Source organism: Streptomyces sp. PsTaAH-137 (assembly GCF_003259365.1).
Lineage (GTDB): Bacteria > Actinomycetota > Actinomycetes > Streptomycetales > Streptomycetaceae > Streptomyces.
Genome location: NZ_QLLY01000012.1, coordinates 157,436 through 175,848 on the forward strand (window position 1 = coordinate 157,436; position 18,413 = coordinate 175,848).

The 18,413-nt window shown below is 71.4% G+C and carries 16 protein-coding genes; 3 read left to right on the forward strand and 13 right to left on the reverse strand.

Annotation, left to right across the window (positions count from 1 at the left end; translation table 11 throughout):
• Nucleotides 1-67 precede the first annotated feature (67 nt).
• Entirely contained in the window at nucleotides 68-817 is a 750-nt protein-coding gene (locus K377_RS26155; protein WP_111665963.1) for a response regulator transcription factor, read from the reverse strand.
• Between the two features lie 265 nt (nucleotides 818-1,082).
• Between K377_RS26155 and K377_RS26160 the strand changes: the two genes are divergently transcribed.
• Nucleotides 1,083-1,529: an N-acetyltransferase gene (locus tag K377_RS26160; RefSeq protein WP_202455412.1), complete on the forward strand. Its 447-nt coding sequence runs from the start codon at nucleotides 1,083-1,085 to the stop codon at nucleotides 1,527-1,529.
• 9 nt (nucleotides 1,530-1,538) lie between these two features.
• On the opposite strand, the gene galK is transcribed toward K377_RS26160, so the two are convergent.
• The 3 genes from galK to galT are packed head-to-tail and all read right to left on the reverse strand — an operon-like array spanning nucleotide 1,539 to nucleotide 4,760.
• Complete coding sequence (galK, locus tag K377_RS26165; protein ID WP_111665964.1) at nucleotides 1,539-2,702, reverse strand: galactokinase; 1,164 nt, start codon at nucleotides 2,700-2,702, stop codon at nucleotides 1,539-1,541.
• 13 nt (nucleotides 2,703-2,715) lie between these two features.
• The gene (gene galE / locus K377_RS26170; RefSeq protein WP_111665965.1) at nucleotides 2,716-3,696 is read right to left on the reverse strand and encodes a UDP-glucose 4-epimerase GalE; all 981 of its coding nucleotides are present in this window, start codon (nucleotides 3,694-3,696) and stop codon (nucleotides 2,716-2,718) included.
• Nucleotides 3,696-4,760, reverse strand: coding sequence for a galactose-1-phosphate uridylyltransferase (gene galT, locus K377_RS26175; protein ID WP_111665966.1), 1,065 nt, complete (start codon nucleotides 4,758-4,760; stop codon nucleotides 3,696-3,698). Before galT ends, galE begins: the two co-directional genes overlap by 1 nt.
• A 220-nt stretch (nucleotides 4,761-4,980) precedes the next feature.
• Between galT and K377_RS26180 the strand changes: the two genes are divergently transcribed.
• Both K377_RS26180 and K377_RS26185 read left to right on the forward strand, forming a co-directional pair.
• Nucleotides 4,981-6,666: a sodium:solute symporter family protein gene (locus tag K377_RS26180; protein ID WP_111665967.1), complete on the forward strand. Its 1,686-nt coding sequence runs from the start codon at nucleotides 4,981-4,983 to the stop codon at nucleotides 6,664-6,666.
• Between the two features lie 18 nt (nucleotides 6,667-6,684).
• On the forward strand, nucleotides 6,685-6,978 hold the full coding sequence (locus K377_RS26185; protein ID WP_111665968.1) for a hypothetical protein: 294 nt from the start codon (nucleotides 6,685-6,687) through the stop codon (nucleotides 6,976-6,978).
• A gap of 247 nt (nucleotides 6,979-7,225) precedes the next feature.
• Here the strand turns inward: K377_RS26185 and K377_RS26190 are convergent, their stop codons facing one another.
• From K377_RS26190 to rsmI, 9 genes are all read right to left on the reverse strand, one after another.
• Complete coding sequence (locus K377_RS26190) at nucleotides 7,226-7,930, reverse strand: response regulator transcription factor (protein ID WP_111665969.1); 705 nt, start codon at nucleotides 7,928-7,930, stop codon at nucleotides 7,226-7,228.
• Between the two features lie 231 nt (nucleotides 7,931-8,161).
• A complete protein-coding gene (locus tag K377_RS26195) occupies nucleotides 8,162-9,832 on the reverse strand; it encodes a PQQ-binding-like beta-propeller repeat protein (protein ID WP_111665970.1) in 1,671 nt (556 codons plus the stop codon).
• A gap of 85 nt (nucleotides 9,833-9,917) precedes the next feature.
• Nucleotides 9,918-11,720, reverse strand: coding sequence for an ABC-F family ATP-binding cassette domain-containing protein (locus K377_RS26200; RefSeq protein ID WP_111665971.1), 1,803 nt, complete (start codon nucleotides 11,718-11,720; stop codon nucleotides 9,918-9,920).
• Nucleotides 11,721-12,212: 492 nt separating this feature from the next.
• On the reverse strand, nucleotides 12,213-13,112 hold the full coding sequence (locus tag K377_RS26205) for a 4-(cytidine 5'-diphospho)-2-C-methyl-D-erythritol kinase (RefSeq protein ID WP_111665972.1): 900 nt from the start codon (nucleotides 13,110-13,112) through the stop codon (nucleotides 12,213-12,215).
• Complete coding sequence (rsmA, locus tag K377_RS26210; protein ID WP_111665973.1) at nucleotides 13,109-13,975, reverse strand: 16S rRNA (adenine(1518)-N(6)/adenine(1519)-N(6))-dimethyltransferase RsmA; 867 nt, start codon at nucleotides 13,973-13,975, stop codon at nucleotides 13,109-13,111. The genes K377_RS26205 and rsmA overlap by 4 nt, the downstream gene beginning before the upstream one ends.
• Before the next feature lie 363 nt (nucleotides 13,976-14,338).
• Nucleotides 14,339-15,694, reverse strand: a complete 1,356-nt coding sequence (locus tag K377_RS26215) for a resuscitation-promoting factor (protein ID WP_111665974.1) — start codon at nucleotides 15,692-15,694, stop codon at nucleotides 14,339-14,341.
• A 149-nt stretch (nucleotides 15,695-15,843) separates the two neighbouring features.
• Nucleotides 15,844-16,725, reverse strand: a complete 882-nt coding sequence (locus tag K377_RS26220; RefSeq protein WP_111665975.1) for a TatD family hydrolase — start codon at nucleotides 16,723-16,725, stop codon at nucleotides 15,844-15,846.
• Nucleotides 16,726-16,749: 24 nt separating this feature from the next.
• Nucleotides 16,750-17,235: a hypothetical protein gene (locus tag K377_RS26225; RefSeq protein WP_202455414.1), complete on the reverse strand. Its 486-nt coding sequence runs from the start codon at nucleotides 17,233-17,235 to the stop codon at nucleotides 16,750-16,752.
• A 197-nt stretch (nucleotides 17,236-17,432) separates the two neighbouring features.
• Nucleotides 17,433-18,332, reverse strand: a complete 900-nt coding sequence (gene rsmI / locus K377_RS26230; protein WP_111665976.1) for a 16S rRNA (cytidine(1402)-2'-O)-methyltransferase — start codon at nucleotides 18,330-18,332, stop codon at nucleotides 17,433-17,435.
• Nucleotides 18,333-18,413: the final 81 nt, after the last annotated feature.

An 18,413-nucleotide genomic window follows, 5' to 3' on the forward strand; every position in this document is an offset into this window, starting at 1 on the left:
CCGAAAGACAACCCAGGGGCGCGGGGAACTGCGCGACCAGCCACGACGTGCCCGCGCCCGGCGTGAGTCAGCTGGCGGCCTCAAGGTCGACAGGACCGACACCCGCGCGGCGCGCGAGCGCCACCGCCGCGAGGGTCGAGTGCACCCCCAGCTTCCCGAGCACATTCTGCATATGGGTCCGGACGGTGTGCGGCGACAGGAACAGCCGCTCGGCGACGGCCTTGCGGCCCAGCCCGGCGACCATGCACCGCAGAACCTCCCGCTCCCGGGGAGTGAGCGACTCCACGAGCCGCTCCGACTCGGTGCGGTGCTTACGGGCCGCGGTCAGCTCCCGCAGCACCCCGGTCAGCAGCGCCGGAGGCAGATGCGTCTCGTCGCGCAGCACTCCTCGTATGACATTGAGCAGCCGCGACAAGGAGCAGTCCTTGGCGACCCACCCCGAGGCACCGGCCTGCAACGCGAGCGCGGCCCTGCGCGGATCGTCCCGCTCGGCGAGCACCACCGTCCGCACGGCCGGCTGCCCCGAACGGACCCCTGCGACAAGGGAGATGCCATCCACGAGCCCGTCCTGCGCACCGCCCTCGGGCACCACGGTCGGCGGGCGCATGCCCTGCAAGGACGCCGCGCCCAGGTCGGCGTCGACGAGCAGCACATCGAATCTGCGCCCCTCGGCGGCCGCCCGCTCCAAGGAGCGCAGTGCGGCCGGACCGCTGCCCGCAGCCGACACGTCGACGTCCGGCTCGGCGGCGAGCGCCGCGGCGAGGGACTCGGCGAAGATGCGATGGTCGTCGACGACCAGAACCCGAATACGTACCACTGAAACCCCCACTGGTCGGGAGGATGACCAACGCAGGTACGGCGCCCGGAGCTTCAGGTCACCGCAGCCGCACGGCCGCCGCCGTGCATGAACCGCTACCCCCACTCCGGGCGTCGTACCCGGCTGTCTCGCCCCCTGATCAACACCGGCCCCCACCGGTGCTGTCCATCAGACTAGGGCTGCACGCCCCAAGGGGAAGGCAATTCGCAGAACTGGTTCCCAGTTGACCGACCAGCGACTGTCCAGCGCGTTTATCGTGGGGCGCATGTTTCGCTTTGAGACAGAAGTCGACAAAGAGCGCGGTCTTCTGCTCCGCTCGCTGCTGAGGGACACGAACACCGCGGCATCACCCGCGATCCGCGCCCTGCGCGGCACCCCTGACGAGCGCGAACTCCCTTTGCAGGTGTGGGCGTTCGATCCGGCGGACGGCTCGCTGGCGGGCGGGCTCGACGCGCATGTCTGGGCCACCTGGCTCCACGTCGACCTGCTGTGGGTCGCGGACCGTCACCGCGGCGCGGGCCTCGGCTCCCGCCTGCTGGCCGAGGCCGAAAACTTCGCAGTCGAACACCACGGATGCGCCAACTCGCGCCTGGAGACCTGGGACTTCCAGGCCCCCGGCTTCTACCGCCAGCACGGCTACGAGGTGGTGTCGGTGATCCCGGACTATCCCCCGGGGGTCAAGGAGTTCACCTTGACGAAGCGACTGGGCTAGCCACAGACCTCAGCCCAGCCGCCGAGCCCCGGCAGAAGGCACCGCGGCAAAGACCCGGGGAGCCGTGAACCCGGCCCCCTCGAAGGCGGCCAGCACCGACTTGGTCACCGCGTCCACGTCCCCGGCCTCGACGAGCACCACGGCCGACCCCCCGAACCCGCCCCCGGTCATCCGCGCCCCCACCGCGCCGGAGGCGACGGCGGTGGACACGACCAGGTCGAGCTCCGGGCAGGAGATCCGCAGGTCGTCGCGGAGCGAGACATGGCCCTCGTTCAGGACGGGCCCGATCCCGCGGACGTCACCGGTGTCGAGCAGCTCGATGACCCGCTCCACCCGGTGGTCGTCGGAGACGATGTGCCGGACGTAGCGGACGACCTTCTCGTCGACCTCGGCCCGCTCCAGCGTGGCGAGGGCGTCGTCGAGTCCGGCGTACGGCACGTCGCGCAGGTGCGAGACGCCGAGCACCCGGGCGCCCTCCTCGCAGCCGGCCCGCCGCTCCGCGTACGCCCCGTCGCCCAGCTCGTGCTTGACGCGGGTGTCGACGACGAGGAGCTGGAGCCCCTCGTCGGCCAGGTCGAACGGGACCTGCCGGATCGACAGGTCACGGCAGTCGAGGTGCAGCGCGTGCCCCTCCTCGCCGCACGCCGACGCCATCTGGTCCATGACCCCGCAGGGCACGCCGACGAAGACGTTCTCGGCGCGCTGGGCGAGGACGGCCAGTTCGGGCGTGGTGAGCCCGAGTCCGAAGAGGTCGTTGAGCGCGTACGCCGTCACGACCTCCAGGGCGGCGGAGGACGACAGGCCGGCGCCGGTCGGCACCGTCGAGGCGAGGTGGATGTCCGCGCCCGTGACGGTGTGGCCCGCGTCGCGCAGCGCCCAGACCACTCCGGCCGGGTACGCGGCCCAGCCGCCCTGCCCGTACTTGCTGAGCGGGGTCAGCTCGTCGACGCGCAGTTCGGCGACGGGGGCGTCGATGTCGGCCGAGTGCAGCCGCAGCACGCCGTCGTCCCGCTTCGCCACGGCCGCCACCGCGGTGTGCGGCAGCGCGAGGGGCAGGACGAAGCCCTCGTTGAAGTCGGTGTACTCACCGATGAGGTTCACGCGGCCCGGGGCCGCCCACACCCCGGCGGGCTCGTACCCGTACAGATCACTGAACTGCGCGGCGATGGACATGGCTCGCGGCCCCCTACTTCTGCTGCTGGCGCGCCTGGGCGAACGCCCAGGCGTCGGCGACGATTCCCGCGAGATCCGCGCGGGACGGGTTCCAGCCGAGGCGCTCGCGCGCGGTGGCGGCGGAGGCGACCAGGACCGCCGGGTCGCCGCCGCGGCGCGGGGCGCTCACCTCGGGGATCGGGTGGCCGGTGACCTGGCGGACGGTCTCGATGACCTCGCGGACCGAGAAGCCGTTGCCGTTGCCGAGGTTGCAGATCAGGTGCTCGGCGGGGCGGGCGGCCTCGACGGCGAGGAGGTGGGCCTCGGCGAGGTCGGCGACGTGGATGTAGTCGCGCACGCAGGTGCCGTCGGGGGTGGGGTAGTCGTCGCCGTAGACCGAGATGGCCTCGCGGCGGCCCTGGGCGACCTGGAGGACGAGCGGGATGAGGTGCGACTCGGGGTCGTGCCGCTCGCCGCAGTCGCCGTACGCGCCCGCCACGTTGAAGTAGCGCAGGGAGACGGCCGCGAGCCCGTGGGCCGCCGCCTCGCCGGTGATCATGTGGTCGACGGCGAGCTTCGAGGCGCCGTAGGGGGAAGTGGGCGCCGTCGGGTCGGTCTCGGTGATCGGGGTGCTGACCGGCTCGCCGTAGGTGGCGGCGGTGGAGGAGAAGACGAGCTTCTTCACCCCGGCCGTGCGCATCGCGGCGAGCAGGGCCATGGTGCCGCCGACGTTGTTGTCCCAGTACTTCTCGGGCTTCACGACGGACTCGCCGACCTGCGAGAAGGCGGCGAAGTGCAGCACGGCGTCGAAGGAGTCGTCGAGCCACTTGGCGGCGTCGCGGATGTCGCCCTCGACGAAGGCGGCCCCGGCGGGGACGCCCTCGCGGAAGCCGGTGGAGAGGTTGTCGAGGACGGTGACCTCGTGGCCCGCCTCCAGCAGGTGCTGCGCGACGACGCTGCCGACGTATCCGGCGCCGCCCGTGACCATGTACTTCCGAGATTCGGCCTTGCCCATTACTTGCTCGCTACCTCTCGCAGTCGCTCGGCCGCGGCCTCCGGCGGCACGTCGTTGATGAACACGCTCATGCCGGACTCGGAGCCCGCGAGGAACTTCAGCTTGCCGGAAGTGCGGCGGATGGTGAAAAGCTCCAGGTGCAGCGCGAAGTCGTCACGGGTGACTCCCTCGAACTCGTCCAGCGGGCCGAACGGCGCCTGGTGCCAGGCGGCGATGTACGGCGTCACCGGCTGGTCCTCACCGAAGATCCGGTCGAAGCGCCTCAACAGTTCCAGATAAATCTTGGGGAACTCTGTGCGGGCGTCGTCGTCCAGCGCGAGCAGGTCCGGGACCTGGCGCCTGGGGTAGAGGTGGACCTCGTACGGCCAGTGGGCGGCGTAGGGCACGAAGGCCACCCAGTGCTCGCCCTCCAGGACGATCCGGCTGCCGTCCTCGATCTCCTTCTCGACGACGTCGGCGAACAGGTTCCGCCCGCCGGTCTGCTCCTTGTGCTGGGCCGCCGAGCGGAGCATCAGCGCGGTGCGCGGAGTGGTGAAGGGGTAGCCGTAGATCTGCCCGTGCGGGTGGCCGAGGGTGACGCCGATCTCGGCGCCGCGGTTCTCGAAACAGAAGACCTGTTCGACGGAGTCAAGGTGGGACAGCTCGGCCGTGCGGTCGGTCCAGGCCTCCAGGACGAGCCCGGCCTGCTCCTCGGTGAGGTCGGCGAAGGACTTGTCGTGGTCGGAGGTGAAGCAGACCACCTCGCAGCGGCCCGCGTCCCCGGCGAGCGAGGGGAACCGGTTCTCGAAGACGACGACGTCGTAGGAGGAATCCGGGATCTCGGAGAGTCGGCCGTTTTCCGAGGGGCACAGGGGGCACTCGTCGGCCGGAGGGTGGTAGGTGCGGCCCTGGCGGTGCGAGGCGACGGCGATGGCGTCGCCGAGCAGCGGGTCCCGGCGGATCTCGGAGGTGGTGACCGTGGGATCGAGGGGGCGCCGGTCCACGGCGTCGCGCACGACGTCGTCCCGCGAGTCGTAATAGATCAGTTCACGACCGTCGGCGAGCCGGGTCGACGTCTTCTTCACGTCCGATGCTCCTCATCGCACCAACAAACAAACAGAACCAAACACAACAAAGCATAAGGCAACACGGTCGTCAAGGGATGCACCGTGATGCATCGCGTTCCTGCGCAAACGCGAGGCTTCGATCACAATCAAACAAAGAACATCAAGATAAGTGTTCACTTATTGAAGCCGGAGGCGTAGGTTCCGGACTGTTTCAGTTCGCGCAACGAAGCGAGTACTCATGCAGTCCCCCACATCCACGCTCGCGGCAGAGCTACGGCTCCCCACCAACGGCCTCGACTACGCGATCCTGGCGATCTACTTCGTCGTCGTCCTCGGTATCGGCTTCGCGGCCCGCCGCTCGGTGAAGACCAGCCTCGACTTCTTCCTGTCCGGGCGCTCCCTGCCCGCCTGGGTCACGGGTCTCGCCTTCGTCTCCGCCAACCTGGGCGCCACCGAGATCCTCGGCATGGCCGCCAACGGCGCGCAGTACGGCGTCTACACCGTGCACTGGTACTGGATCGGCGCCATCCCGGCCATGGTCTTCCTGGGCCTGGTCATGATGCCGTTCTATTACATGTCGAAGGTGCGCTCGGTCCCCGAGTTCCTGCTGCACCGTTTCGGGCCGTCCTCGCACCTGCTCTCCTCGATCATCTTCGCCGTCTCGTCGGTGCTGATCGCGGGCGTCAACCTGTACGCGATGGCCCTGGTCCTCCAGGCCCTGCTCGGCTGGCCGCAGTGGCTCGCCATCGTCATCGCGGGTCTGTTCGTCCTCGCGTACATCACGATCGGCGGACTGTCCTCGGCGATCTACAACGAGGTCCTGCAGTTCTTCGTCATCCTCGCCGCGCTCATCCCGCTGACCATCGTGGGCCTCAAGCGCGTCGGCGGCTGGGACGGCATCTCCGACTCGCTGTCGCACTCGCAGGGCGACTCGTTCATGACGGCGTGGCAGGGCACCGGCATCGGTTCCTCGAACCCGCTCGGCGCGAACTGGCTGACCATCGTGCTCGGCCTCGGCTTCGTGATGAGCTTCGGCTACTGGACGACCAACTTCGCCGAGGTGCAGCGCGCCCTGTCCGCGAAGAACCTCTCCGCCGCCAAGCGCACGCCGCTGATCGCCGCGTTCCCGAAGATCCTCATCCCGATGGTCGTCGTGGTCCCGGGCCTGATCGCCCTGGTGATGGAGCCCTCGCTCGGCAAGGCCGGCAAGGACGGCCTCCAGTACAACGACGCCATCCCCGTCCTCATGCGCGACCTGCTCCCCAACGGTGTCCTCGGCATCGCGGTGACCGGTCTGCTCGCCGCGTTCATGGCCGGTATGGCCGCCAACGTCTCGTCGTTCAACACGGTGTTCACCAACGACATCTGGGGCGCGTACATCAAGAAGGGCCGCAGCGACGGCTACTACCTGAAGACCGGCCGGGTCGTGACCGCCGTCGGCGTCTTCATCGGCATGGGCACGGCGTTCATCGCGGGCAGCTTCAGCAACATCATGAACTACCTGCAGACGCTGTTCTCCTTCTTCAACGTGCCGCTGTTCGTGGTCTTCATCATCGGCATGTTCTGGAAGCGCACCACGGCCGCGGCCGGCTTCTGGGGTCTGCTGTCCGGCACGGTGGCCGCGATGGTGAACTACTTCTGGTTCTACAAGCAGGGCGTCATCTCGATCCCCTCGGACCAGGGCGCCAACTTCGTCTCCTCGATCGTCGCGTTCGTGGTCGGCGGCATCGTGATGTTCGTGGTCACGATGTTCACCAAGTCCAAGCCCGCCGAGGAACTGGCCGGTCTCGTCTACGGGACCAAGTCCCCGGGCATGGAGGAACCGCCCGCCGAGGGTGACGACGCCTGGTACCGCAAGCCGGCCCTGCTGGGCTGGGGCGCGATCGTCCTCGCCGCCATCTGCTACATCCCGTTCTCCTTCTGAGGTCCGAGGTAACACGACATGAGCGACCACACGAACAGCCACGTGGACGAGGTGAAGGAGCTGGAGGCCAAGTCGGCCACGGCCGCCCGCCTCTTCGACGTGCGCCGCATCATCGGCGGACTCTTCGTGGTGTACGGGATCATCGTCACGATCGCGGGCATCACGGCATCCGACGCGGACCTCAAGAAGGCCCAGGACATCAACATCAACCTGTGGGCGGGCATCGGCATGCTGGCCCTCGGACTCTTCTTCCTGGTCTGGCTGAAGCTGCGCCCCACGGCGCCGCCGACCCCGGACCAGGACGACGCGTGACCGGGTAACCGGAACGGGCCGGGCGCACCGCAACACCGCGGTGCGCCCGGCCCGTTCGCGTGTCCCGTGCTCGTACAACGCAGAAGGCCCGCCCCGTCGGAACGGGGCGGGCCTTCTGCTTCTGGAGCGCCGGGCAGGCCTTGCACCTGCATTTCCCCGCAGGAAGCGGGGCGTCTTTCCTTGGACCACCAACGCACTGTTCCGCTCTGCCAGTTGCAGCGCCGAACGCAAGATCGACTATAGCCCACTACTCCTGCTCCTGTGAAGCGGAAGGCGGTTCGCCGCCCACCGGGCCCGCCCGGTCGAGCAGGCCGGTGCGGGCCGCGAGGGCGGCGGCCTCCAGACGGGAGCCGACGCCGAGCTTCATCAGGACCCGCTGGACGTGGGTGCGGGCCGTGGACGGGGCGATGCCCATGCCGGCCGCGATCAGCCGGGTGTCCTCGCCGTCCGCGACCCGGACCAGGACCTCCACCTCGCGCGGGGTCAGCATCTGGAGAAGCCGCTGCCCCTCGTCGTCCGGCTGGGCCGCGGGGTTGAGCAGTTCGCTGAACGCGCCCTGGAGCAGCGCCGGGGCCACGGCGGCCTCACCCGCGCGCGCCTTCATCAGGGCCCGCTCCACTCCCTCTATGCGCTCGTCGTGCCGTACGTAGCCGGAGGCGCCGGCGGCGAACGCCGCGGCGATGCCGCGCGGGGACGGGACCGGGCCCAGGACCACCACCGCCACCTGGGGGCGCTCCTTCTTGATCCGGACGACCGGGTCGAAGGTGCCGGGCTCCGCCGGGGCCGACGTGCCGAGCAGGCAGACCTCCGGGGCGCGGGAGATGACCAGTTCGGCGGCGCCCGCGGCGGGCGCTGCCGCGGCGAGGACACGGTGTCCGCGCAGTTTCAGTGCCGAGGCGAGCGCCTCGGCCAGCAGTCGGTGGTCGTCGACCACCATGAGCCGCACTCCCATCGGGCCAACCCCCCAGTTCGACCCAGAAGCAGCACATGTCCCCTGGGCCCCCCACGGACAGGCGAGCCCCCCGACTCCCCGTCCTCCTTCATCCACCGGAAGCTACACGCTTGTTCGACGTCGCGCGCCCCCTACCGGTCAGAAGCGGCCCGCAATGCTGAAATCGCAGCTTTTCGGGGGTGATTGGGGGTGCGGGAGCGTAAAAGCAGGTCACCTGGCGCCCGGTTGTGATCAGTGCGCGTGATCGCCCACGGTGAAGGCGACGGCCGTGTACTCCTTGCGGTCCTTCGAGGCGGGCGCACCGATGAGGGCCTTGCCGAGGAACAACCGGCCGCCGGAGTAGCGGACTTCGGAGCCGCTGAGCCCGACGACCATGCCGCTCACGGCGTACGTGGCCGTGTCGCCGGTCGGGGTGTGCAGCAGCGTCGTCTGTTTCATCGACCGGGGATCGACGGAGACGACGCGCACGCCCTTGTCGAACGAGCCGTCCGCGTAGGCGAGGACGTTCCCGCCGTCCATCCGGAGCGGGAAGAGCCGGTAGGCGCCGCCGTCGGCCCGGTCGCCGGTGAGCCGCCCGGTGGTGAGGCTGTAGGAGACGATCTCGTTGGTCGTGCCGGTGGGGCCGCCGTCGTGCGGGCGGGTGGCCAGATAGACCCGCCCGTTGCCGACGACGATCTTCCGGCAGCCGTCGGTCCTGCCGACGTCGCAGCCGAGGTCGTAGGTGTCGTCGTCGAGCGAGAGGGTGGTGAGGGGCTTGCCGGTGGCGCTCATCGGGATGATGCCGGTGACGGTGCGAGCGGCGTCCTCGCCGGTGCCGACGCCGACGACGACCGGGTCGGTGGACAGGACCCGGGCGCTGCCGACACCGTCGGCGAGCTGGTACGTCCACCTGGGGCGCCCGGTGCCCGGGTCCAGGAGCTGGACCTCGTACTGCTCCGTGCCGTCGACGGCGCACTTGCGGACGGTGGCGAGCTGGGCGCCGCCCGCGTAGCCGACGTCCTGGCAGGTGCCGCTCTGCGGCTGCCACAGGATTCTGCCGGTCTTGATGTCGAGGGCGGCGCCGCCGCGCAGGCCGCCGCCGAGCGCGAGGGTGTCGCCGGAGAGGACGGGCTCGTCGAACGGGACGGCCGCGGCGCCCGTGCCGACGCTCCTCGTCCACATCTTCTTGCCGGTGTTCACGTCGAACAGGGTGATCTGCGTGCAGGGCCGGCGCCGGCCGTCCGCGGTCCGCGGGCCGTTCTCGCTGACGACGGCGGCCAGCGCGTCCTTGGTGACGTCGTCGGTGGCGCCGCAGGTCTGGCCGGGCAGCCGCAGCGTCCAGGTCTCTTTGCCGGTCGCGGGATCGTGGCCGGTGATCTCGCCGACGCCCGCCTTGGCGTACGTACGGTCGGTCAGCCAGGAACCCACGACGCTGTCCACGCGGTCCTCGGCGACCCGCGGCGCGGGCAGCGCGAAGGCGAGCCGGGCCGCGGGGTCGGCGGGCACCTTCTCCTCGCCCGGGGCTCCGAAGCCGGATCCGGGACTTCCGTCGCCACTCCGCCTGCCGCCGGCGCTACCGCTGACCGGGCTGCCGCCGCCGCCGTCGTCGGAGGTGGCGTACAGGACGCCCAGGCCGATGATCAGGGCGATGGCCGCGACGGCGGCGACGACGATCCACACGACCGAGGCGCCCCGCCGCACGGCGGGGGTGCCCGGCGGTGCGGTGGGCGGCGGTGCGGTGGGCGGCTGCGGATATCCGTACGGGTACGGGTACGGGTGCGCGGAGCCGTGGCCCTGCGGGGGTGTCCGCGGCGGGGGCGGCGGGCCGAAGGCGGCGGGTGCCTGCGGCTGCTTCCGGAACGGGTCGTCCTGTGGGGCGGAGGTGCTGCTGCCGGAGGGCCGCGGGTCGGGCGGCTGAGTCATCGGCCCTCCCCTTTCTTCACTGGCGGCCCCCCGGTGGGGCGGGAGTCCGGAGGCCTCTTTCTACCACCCGGCCGACGGCCCCCGGTCAGGCGTCCTCGGCCAGCTCCAGCCAGCGCATCTCCAGCTCCTCACGCTCGGCGACGAGTTCGCGCAGGTCCGCGTCGAGCTTGGCGACCTTGCCGAAGTCCGTCGCGTTGTCCGCGATCTGGGTGTGCAGCTTGGCCTCCTTCTCGGAGATCTTGTCCATCTGCCGCTCGATCTTCTGGAGCTCCTTCTTCGCGGCGCGGGTGTCGGCCGCGGAGGGGCCGGACTTGGCGGCGGGTGCGGCGGCCGGGGCCGGGGTGGCGGCCTCGATCATCCGCTGCCTGCGCTCCAGGTACTCCTCGATGCCGCGCGGCAGCATCCGCAGCGTGCCGTCGCCGAGCAGCGCGAAGGTGTTGTCGGTGGTGCGCTCGATGAAGAACCGGTCGTGGGAGATCACGACCATGGAGCCCGGCCAGCCGTCGAGCAGGTCCTCCAGCTGGGTCAGGGTCTCGATGTCCAGGTCGTTCGTCGGCTCGTCGAGGAAGAGGACGTTCGGCTCGTCCATGAGCAGCCGCAGCAGTTGCAGGCGGCGCCGCTCGCCACCGGACAGGTCGCCGACGGGCGTCCACTGCTTCTCCTTGGAGAACCCGAACTGCTCACACAGCTGGCCCGCGGTCATCTCGCGGCCCTTGCCCAGGTCGACGCGGTCACGGATCTGCTGCACGGCCTCCAGCACCCGCAGCGTGCCCGGGAGTTCGGTGACGTCCTGCGAGAGGTAGGCGAGGCGGACCGTCTTGCCGACGACGACCTTCCCGGCGGCGGGCTGGACGTCGCCGTGGCTGGTGGCCGCGTCGGCGAGGGCGCGCAGCAGGGAGGTCTTGCCCGCGCCGTTCACCCCGACCAGGCCGATGCGGTCGCCGGGGCCGAGCTGCCAGGTCAGGTGCTTGAGCAGCACCTTCGGGCCGGCCTGGACGGTCACGTCCTCCAGGTCGAAGACGGTCTTGCCGAGCCGGGCGTTGGCGAACTTCATCAGCTCGCTCTTGTCGCGGGGCTCCGGCACGTCGGCGATCAGCTCGTTGGCCGCCTCGATGCGGTAGCGGGGCTTGGAGGTGCGGGCCGGGGCGCCGCGGCGCAGCCAGGCCAGCTCCTTGCGCATCAGGTTCTGCCGCTTGGCCTCCTCGGTCGCGGCGATCCGCTCGCGCTCGGCGCGGGCGAACACGTAGTCCGAGTAGCCGCCCTCGTACTCGTAGACGTCGCCCTTCTGCACGTCCCACATACGGGTGCAGACCTGGTCCAGGAACCAGCGGTCGTGGGTGACGCAGACGAGCGCGGAGCGGCGGGCCTGGAGGTGGCGGGCGAGCCAGGAGATGCCCTCGACGTCCAGGTGGTTCGTGGGCTCGTCGAGCACGATCAGGTCCTGCTCGGCGATGAGCAGCTTGGCCAGCGCGATGCGGCGGCGCTCGCCGCCGGAGAGCGGGCCGATGACGGTGTCGAGCCCCTGCGGGAAGCCGGGCAGGTCCAGCCCGCCGAACAGGCCCGTCAGCACGTCCCGGATCTTGGCGTTGCCCGCCCACTCGTGGTCGGCGAGGTCGCCGATCACTTCGTGGCGGACGGTCGCCTCGGGGTCGAGGGAGTCGTGCTGGGTGAGTACGCCGAGGGTCAGGCCGCCGCTGTGCGTGACCCTGCCGGTGTCGGCCTCCTCCAGCTTGGCCAGCATGCGGATGAGGGTGGTCTTGCCGTCGCCGTTGCGGCCCACGACGCCGATCCGGTCGCCCTCCTGCACGCCGAGGGAGACGCCGTCGAGGAGGGCACGGGTGCCGTACACCTTGGTGACTGCCTCGACATTGACCAGATTGACTGCCATTTCGCTCCTGCCGCGCGGGTTTCGCCGGGCCCTGGCGGGGTGGGCCCGGCTGTCCAGCGTAGTCGGGGCCACGTCGCCCCCGTCCCGCCACCGGCCGCGCGCGGCTCCGGCGGGGGCTGAGCGCGCAGTTCCCCGCGCCCCTGAGATGCGCACTTCGTGCGCCATCTCATCAGGGGAAGGCGCGCGAAGCGCAGCCTTCAGGGGCGCGGGGAACTGCGCGAGAAGCGGCCACCGGGCCGCGGACGAACGACACGACGGTGGCGGAGGAGGGGGGTCACCTCTCGGGGGCGGGTCAGGCGGCCGGGGCCGCCGGACAGGCCGGGCGGCGGCAGCGGGTGACCGCGGGCGGCCAGCGCCGCGTTCAGTCCGAACAGGGCGACGGCCCCGAGCGGCACGGCGGCCCGGCGCAACCGGCGACGGCGACGACCTCTTGGTCTCTGCATGAGACACAGCGTCCCGCGCCGGGCCCGGACCCCGACAGCGTGCGCGTACTCAGTTACCGCTGAGTACCGTCGCCCCGGCCGCGGGCGAGCCGGCCACCCGCACAGCCCGGCACGTCCCGGACGCGGCGAGCCGTTCGGCGACGGCGCGGGCCGCCGCCTCGTCGGCCGCGAGGAAAGCCGTCGTCGGGCCCGACCCGGACACCAGCGCGGCCACGGCCCCGGCGGCCGTCCCCGCGTCGAGGGTCTCCTTCAGCGAGGGGAAGAGGGAGAGCGCGGCGGGCTGAAGGTCATTCGTGACGGTGGCGGCGAGCCGCTCCACGTCACCGGTGCGCAACGCGTCGAGCAGCGCGGACGAGGCGACCGGCTCCGGCGCCTCGGGGCTGAGCCGGTCGAACTCCCGGTACACGGCCGGGGTGGAGAGCCCCCCGTCGGCGACGGCGAACACCCACCAGAACTCCCCGCCCACCTCCAGCGGCTGCAACTTCTCGCCGCGCCCGGTGCCGAGCGCGGCCCCGCCGACCAGGCTGAACGGCACGTCGCTGCCCAGCTCGGCGCAGATGTCGAGGAGTTCGGCGCGGGACGCCCCGGTCCCCCACAGCGCGTCGCACGCCACGAGCGCCCCCGCCGCGTCGGCGGAACCGCCCGCCATGCCGCCCGCGACCGGGATGTCCTTGGCGATGTGGATACGGACCTTCGGATCGCCGAGCCCGTGCCGCCCGGCCAGCGCGATCGCGGCGCGGGCGGCGAGGTTCGTCCGGTCCAGGGGCACCTGATCGCTGCCCGGACCCGTACAGGTCAGGGACAGCTCGTCGGCCGGCTCGACGGTCACCTCGTCGTGGAGGCCGACGGCGAGAAAGACGTTGGCCAGGTCGTGGAAGCCGTCCGGGCGGGCGCCGCCGACGGCGAGCTGGACGTTGACCTTGGCGGGGACGCGTACGGTCACACTCACTGCTGCTTGGCCTCCGCGATCCGGGCGAACTCCTCCACCGTCAGTGCCTCGCCGCGCGCCTGCGGGGAGACCCCGGCCGCGACCAGCGCCTCCTCGGCGGCCTGCGCCGATCCCGCCCAGGTCGCGAGCGCGGCGCGCAGTGTCTTGCGGCGCTGGGCGAACGCGGCGTCGACGACGGCGAACACCTCCGCCTTCGTGGCCGTGGTGGCGACCGGCTCGGCGCGGCGCACGAGCGAGACGAGGCCGGAGTCGACGTTCGGCGCGGGCCAGAAGACGTTGCGGCCGATGCTGCCGGCGCGCTTGACGTCGGCGTACCAGTTGGCCTTGACCGAGGGGACGCCGTAGACCTTGTTGCCGGGGCGGGCCGCGAGGCGGTCGGCGACCTCGGCCTGCACCATGACGAGGGTGCGCTCGATGCTCGGGAACGTGTCGAGCATGTGCAGCAGCACCGGCACCGCGACGTTGTACGGCAGGTTCGCGACCAGGGCCGTCGGGGGCGGGCCGGGGAGTTCGGTGACCTGCATGGCGTCCATGTTGACCAGGTCGAAGGCGTCCTTCTTGGCCGGGAGGCGGGCCGCGATGGTCGCCGGGAGCGCCGCCGCCAGGGTGTCGTCGATCTCGACCGCCGTGACGTGGCGGGCCTCGTCGAGCAGGGCGAGGGTGAGCGAGCCGAGGCCCGGTCCGACCTCTACGACGTTGTCGTCCCCGGTGACCTCCGCGGTGCGGACGATGCGGCGGACCGTGTTCGCGTCGATCACGAAGTTCTGGCCGCGCTGTTTGGTGGGCCGGACGTTGAGTGCCGCCGCCAGTTCGCGAATGTCGGCTGCGCCGAGCAGGGGGCCTTGGGGGTCTGTGGTGCTCACCTTCTAAGGGTAGCCGGGGCCCTGTCCCCGAAGATCTGTCACCCGTCTGCAGCCCGGTGGGGGCTGGTCGCGCAGTTCCCCGCGCCCCTGGGTCGTTCTCCGTCCGCGCGCCGGTGGCCGCTTCTCGCGCAGTTCCCCGCGCCCCTGAGGCAGGCGCTTCGCGCCGCCTCCCCCTCGGAGGCTGCGCTTCGCGCGCCTCCCGACGGGGCGGCGGCGGTGCGCCTCTCTGATGAGATGGCGCACGAAGTGCGCATCTCAGGGGCGCGGGGAACTGCGCGACCAGCCACGACGGTGGCGCGCGTGGAAACTGGTTTCAGGGGCGCGGGGAACTGCGCGAGAAGCGGCCACCGGGCGGTCGAAGGTCTACCCGTGCAATCTGGGCCCACAGTGCGGCCAGGGACTGGCCCCGCGGCGGACGTACAGCTTCTTCGCGCGGTAGGTCTGTTCGGCGGCCGGGGCGTCCTGCGGGCGGCCGGAGCCGCCGAGGCTCTGCCAGGTCTGGGTGTCGAACTGGTACAGGCCGCCGTAGGTACCGGTCGAATCGAGCGCGCCGGGCCGCCCGCCCGACTCGCAGGCGGCGAGCCCGGACCAGTTCAGGGAATCGGCCCCGGCCACGGACGACGGCAACGGCTTGGTGCCCACCTTGACCACCCGGGACCGCGGCTCCCGCACCACCTCGGACCTGGTGCGCCGAGGCTTCTGCCTGACCCCGTTGACGGTGCGCAGCTCGTACGTCACCCGCTTCACCCCGGCCTCCCCCGCGTCCTCGACGACCTCGGTGCCGAGGAACAGCGACGGATCCCGGGTCCGCTCGACGGCGAACGGGATCGACTCCTCGCGGGTCTCCTTGGTGCCGGTCACCCGCATCACGGTGACCGTCATCCCGTCGCGCGGGAAGCTGGACGCCGGTACGGAGGTGGTGTCCTGGCCGCGCAGCGTGATCCCGGCCTCGCTGACGGCCTCGCCCACGGTGGCCGCGTTGGTGCGGATGGTGCGCCGCTTGCCGTCGGCCATGACGGTGACGCCGCGCTCGGTGCGTACGGCGAGATCGAGCCCGTGCCGCCCGATGCTCTGGGAGCGGGAGGTCGAGACGTACGCGCCCTCGGCCCGCACCCCGAGCTGCCGCAGCGCCCCGTCGACGGTGTGGGCGGTCGTCCACACCTTGCGGCGCTGCCCGTCGAGGGTCAGCTGCACGGGGCGGCCGTAGTGCACGGTGACCTGGTCGCCGCTGGCCAGGGCGGTGCCCTCGGCGGGGGCGACGAGGTCGTGGGCGCCGACCGCGACGCCCTCGTCGGCGAGGAGTTCGGTGACGTCGTCGGCGAAGGTGTGCAGGGTGCGTTCCTTGCCGTCGACGGTCAGCTCGATGGCCTTGTCGTTGGCGACGAACGCCGAGGTGCCGCCCGCGAGGAACGCGACGACGAGGGCCTGCGGCAGCAGCCTGCGCAGCCCGTCGGGCCGCGGGTCGCTCTTCTTGCGGCGGGCGGCGCGGCGCGCGGCGGCCCGCCCGCCGTCCCGTCCGCCGTCCCGCGCGGACTGGCGCGGCACCAGCGGCTCGTCGGTGGCGGCGCCGACCGGAGCGGCCGGCGGCGCCGCGTCCTCGTAAGCGGGCCGGTACGTGTCGGCGTACCCCGGCTCGTAGGACTCGTAGGGCTCGTAGGACGGATACGACTCGGGCTCGTACGACGGCTGATACGTCGTCTCGTACGGCGATGTGCTCACGACGAGGCTCCAGGCGCTCCAAGGGTCCGGCCCCGGTGAGGGCGGATCGGGCCAGCAGAACCTAGCGGAGCAACCGTCACTCTCCAAAGCAGCGCGACTACGCAGTGTCGCGATTCTGCCCGAAGGTGAGCGGGTCCGATCGTTATGGGTCAGTAACCGAAGGCGCGGGCCGTATTGGCGGAGACCGACGTCGCGAGGGCTTCCTCGGTGAGGCCCTTGACCTCGGCCATGGCCCGCAGCGTGACCGGAATGAGATAAGGGGCGTTAGGCCGACCGCGGTACGGCGCCGGGGTCAGGAACGGCGCGTCGGTCTCCACGAGGACCAGTTCGGCCGGGACGACGGCGAGCGCGTCGCGCAGCGGCTGCGCGTTCTTGAACGTCATGTTGCCCGCGAACGACATGAAGTAGCCGTTCTCCGCGCAGACTTGGGCCATGTCGGCGTCGCCGGAGTAGCAGTGGAAGACGGTGCGCTCGGGGGCGCCCTCCTCCTTCAGGACGCGCAGCACATCCTCGTGGGCCTCGCGATCGTGGATGACCAGGGCCTTGCCGTGGCGCTTGGCGATCTCGATGTGGGCGCGGAAGGACCTCTCCTGGGCGGCCTTGCCCTCCGGTCCCGTACGGAAGTAGTCGAGGCCGGTCTCGCCGACGCCCTTGACCTGCGGGAGCGCGGCGAGCCTGTCGATCTCGGCGAGCGCCTCGTCGAGTCCAGCGTCGCCGAGCGGGGTGCGGGCGCCCTGGCGGGACCAGCCGTCGGGGTCGCCGTGGACGATGCGGGGCGCCTCGTTGGGGTGCAGGGCGACGGTGGCGTGCACGGCCGCGTGCTCCTCGGCCACGGAGGCGGCCCAGCGGGATCCGGCGAGGTCGCAGCCGACCTGCACCACGGTCGTCACCCCCACCGAGGCCGCCTTGGCGAGGGCCTCCTCCACGGTGCCCGCCTGCATGTCCAGGTGGGTGTGGGAGTCGGCGACCTCGACCGTGAGCGGTGCGGGCAGCGGTGGCGGGGTGACGTCCTTGGCACGATCGGGGCTCATGACCCCGATCCTACGAAGCCCCGGCTAGGAAGCCTTCGGGCCGTCCTTGCGGTGGTGGCTGAAGGGGTGCAGGAGGTCGGACAGATGCCAGTGGTGGTGGGCGCCGGGCTCGGGCTCGGCGGCCGGCTCGGGGACTTCGACGGGCCCGGCGGGCGGTGCGCCGTGCCGGCGCTGCATCACGTCGTGCACGGAACTGACGCGGCCGGACCGCATGATCCGTACGACGTGACCGCCGCAGTTCAGGCAGGTGGGGCTGCTCAGGGGCGACGGCACCCGCTCGCCGTTCGCCACGTACATCACGAACTCCGCACCCTCGCCGTCGATGTGGTGCTCGATCTCGTACGACTGCTCCCAGCCGTGTCCGCACCGCATGCAGGCGAACGCGTACGCCTCGTGAACGACGGATATCGCCGCGCCACGGTTCGTCACCGGGTGCGCGGGTGTACTGGTGGCCGTTGAACCGGTGGCCGTGGTACCGGTGGCCGTCTTGGAGGCCGCGAACTCGCTCATGCCAGCTCCTCTTGTCCGCTGGACAAGCGCTGCCCGGAGGCAGCGTGGGGACGGGTGCGTCCCTTCAACCAGTGGACGCCTCCGCCGGGCCGAGCGCAAAAGACCTGTCGACTGTTGGAGCCGATTTGGCATTTCCCTGCCGTACGGGGCCTGCAACCCGGTCTTCGCTTTGCTTTCCAGGCTAGTCCTTTACGCCCCTATGGGGTGGTTCGATCGGCATTCTTTGCCGCGACGACGGCATCGAAAACGACCCTCTTGGGTAGCCCGGCGTCGGCCGCGACCGCCGCGATGGCCTCCTTGCGCCGCTCCCCCGCCTCCTCGCGCACCCGCACCCTGCGTACCAGCTCATCGGGGGTGAGGTCGGCGGCGGACTTCTCCGGGGCGCCCTCGACGACGACGGTGATCTCGCCGCGCACGCCGTCGGCGGCCCACTCCGCGAGGTCCTTCAGGGAGCCGCGCTTGATCTCCTCGTAGGTCTTGGTCAGCTCCCGGCAGACGGCCGCCCTGCGGTCGCCGCCGAACGCCTCGGCCATCGCGGCGAGGGTGTCGTCCAGGCGGTGCGGGGCCTCGAAGTACACGAGGGTGCGTCGTTCTTCGGCCACTTCTTTGAGGCGCGACAGGCGCTCTCCGGCCTTGCGCGGCAGGAAGCCCTCGAAGCAGAACCGGTCGACGGGCAGCCCGGACAGGGCGAGGGCGGTGAGCACCGCGGAGGGGCCGGGGACGGCGGTGACCCGGATGTCGCGCTCCACGGCCGCCGCGACCAGGCGGTAGCCCGGGTCGGACACCGACGGCATCCCCGCGTCGGTCACGAGCAGCACCCGCGCGCCGCCGGCCAGCGCCTCGACCAGCTCGGGCGTGCGCGCGCTCTCGTTGCCCTCGAAGTACGACACGACGCGCCCGCCGACCTGCGCCCCGAGCGCCTGGGCGAGCCGCTTCAGGCGGCGGGTGTCCTCGGCGGCGACGACATCGGCGACGGCCAGCTCCTGGGCGAGCCGCGGCGGGGCGTCCGAGACGGCCCCGATGGGCGTACCGGCGAGCACGAGCGTCCCGGCGCCGGGCTCGGCGGGCGTTCCGGCTGAATCTGCTGTTCCTGTCACGGCTCCATCCTCGCAGGGACACGGCTTGGCCGACTCGGCCATGCCCTCTCACGGGACTCGCACAGCGCCGTTCCCTACGAT

What these genes read in the sequence shown, in the direction of transcription:
- K377_RS26160 (WP_202455412.1), top strand. Translation starts at nt 1,083, where the DNA reads ATGTTTCGCTTTGAGACAGAAGTCGACAAAGAGCGCGGTCTTCTGCTC.
- K377_RS26185 (WP_111665968.1), top strand. Translation starts at nt 6,685, where the DNA reads ATGAGCGACCACACGAACAGCCACGTGGACGAGGTGAAGGAGCTGGAG.
- galK (WP_111665964.1), bottom strand. Translation starts at nt 2,702, where the DNA reads ATGTCCATCGCCGCGCAGTTCAGTGATCTGTACGGGTACGAGCCCGCC.
- K377_RS26225 (WP_202455414.1), bottom strand. Translation starts at nt 17,235, where the DNA reads ATGAGCGAGTTCGCGGCCTCCAAGACGGCCACCGGTACCACGGCCACC.
- K377_RS26200 (WP_111665971.1), bottom strand. Translation starts at nt 11,720, where the DNA reads ATGGCAGTCAATCTGGTCAATGTCGAGGCAGTCACCAAGGTGTACGGC.
- K377_RS26190 (WP_111665969.1), bottom strand. Translation starts at nt 7,930, where the DNA reads ATGGGAGTGCGGCTCATGGTGGTCGACGACCACCGACTGCTGGCCGAG.
- K377_RS26195 (WP_111665970.1), bottom strand. Translation starts at nt 9,832, where the DNA reads ATGACTCAGCCGCCCGACCCGCGGCCCTCCGGCAGCAGCACCTCCGCC.
- galE (WP_111665965.1), bottom strand. Translation starts at nt 3,696, where the DNA reads ATGGGCAAGGCCGAATCTCGGAAGTACATGGTCACGGGCGGCGCCGGA.
- K377_RS26220 (WP_111665975.1), bottom strand. Translation starts at nt 16,725, where the DNA reads ATGAGCCCCGATCGTGCCAAGGACGTCACCCCGCCACCGCTGCCCGCA.
- K377_RS26180 (WP_111665967.1), top strand. Translation starts at nt 4,981, where the DNA reads ATGCAGTCCCCCACATCCACGCTCGCGGCAGAGCTACGGCTCCCCACC.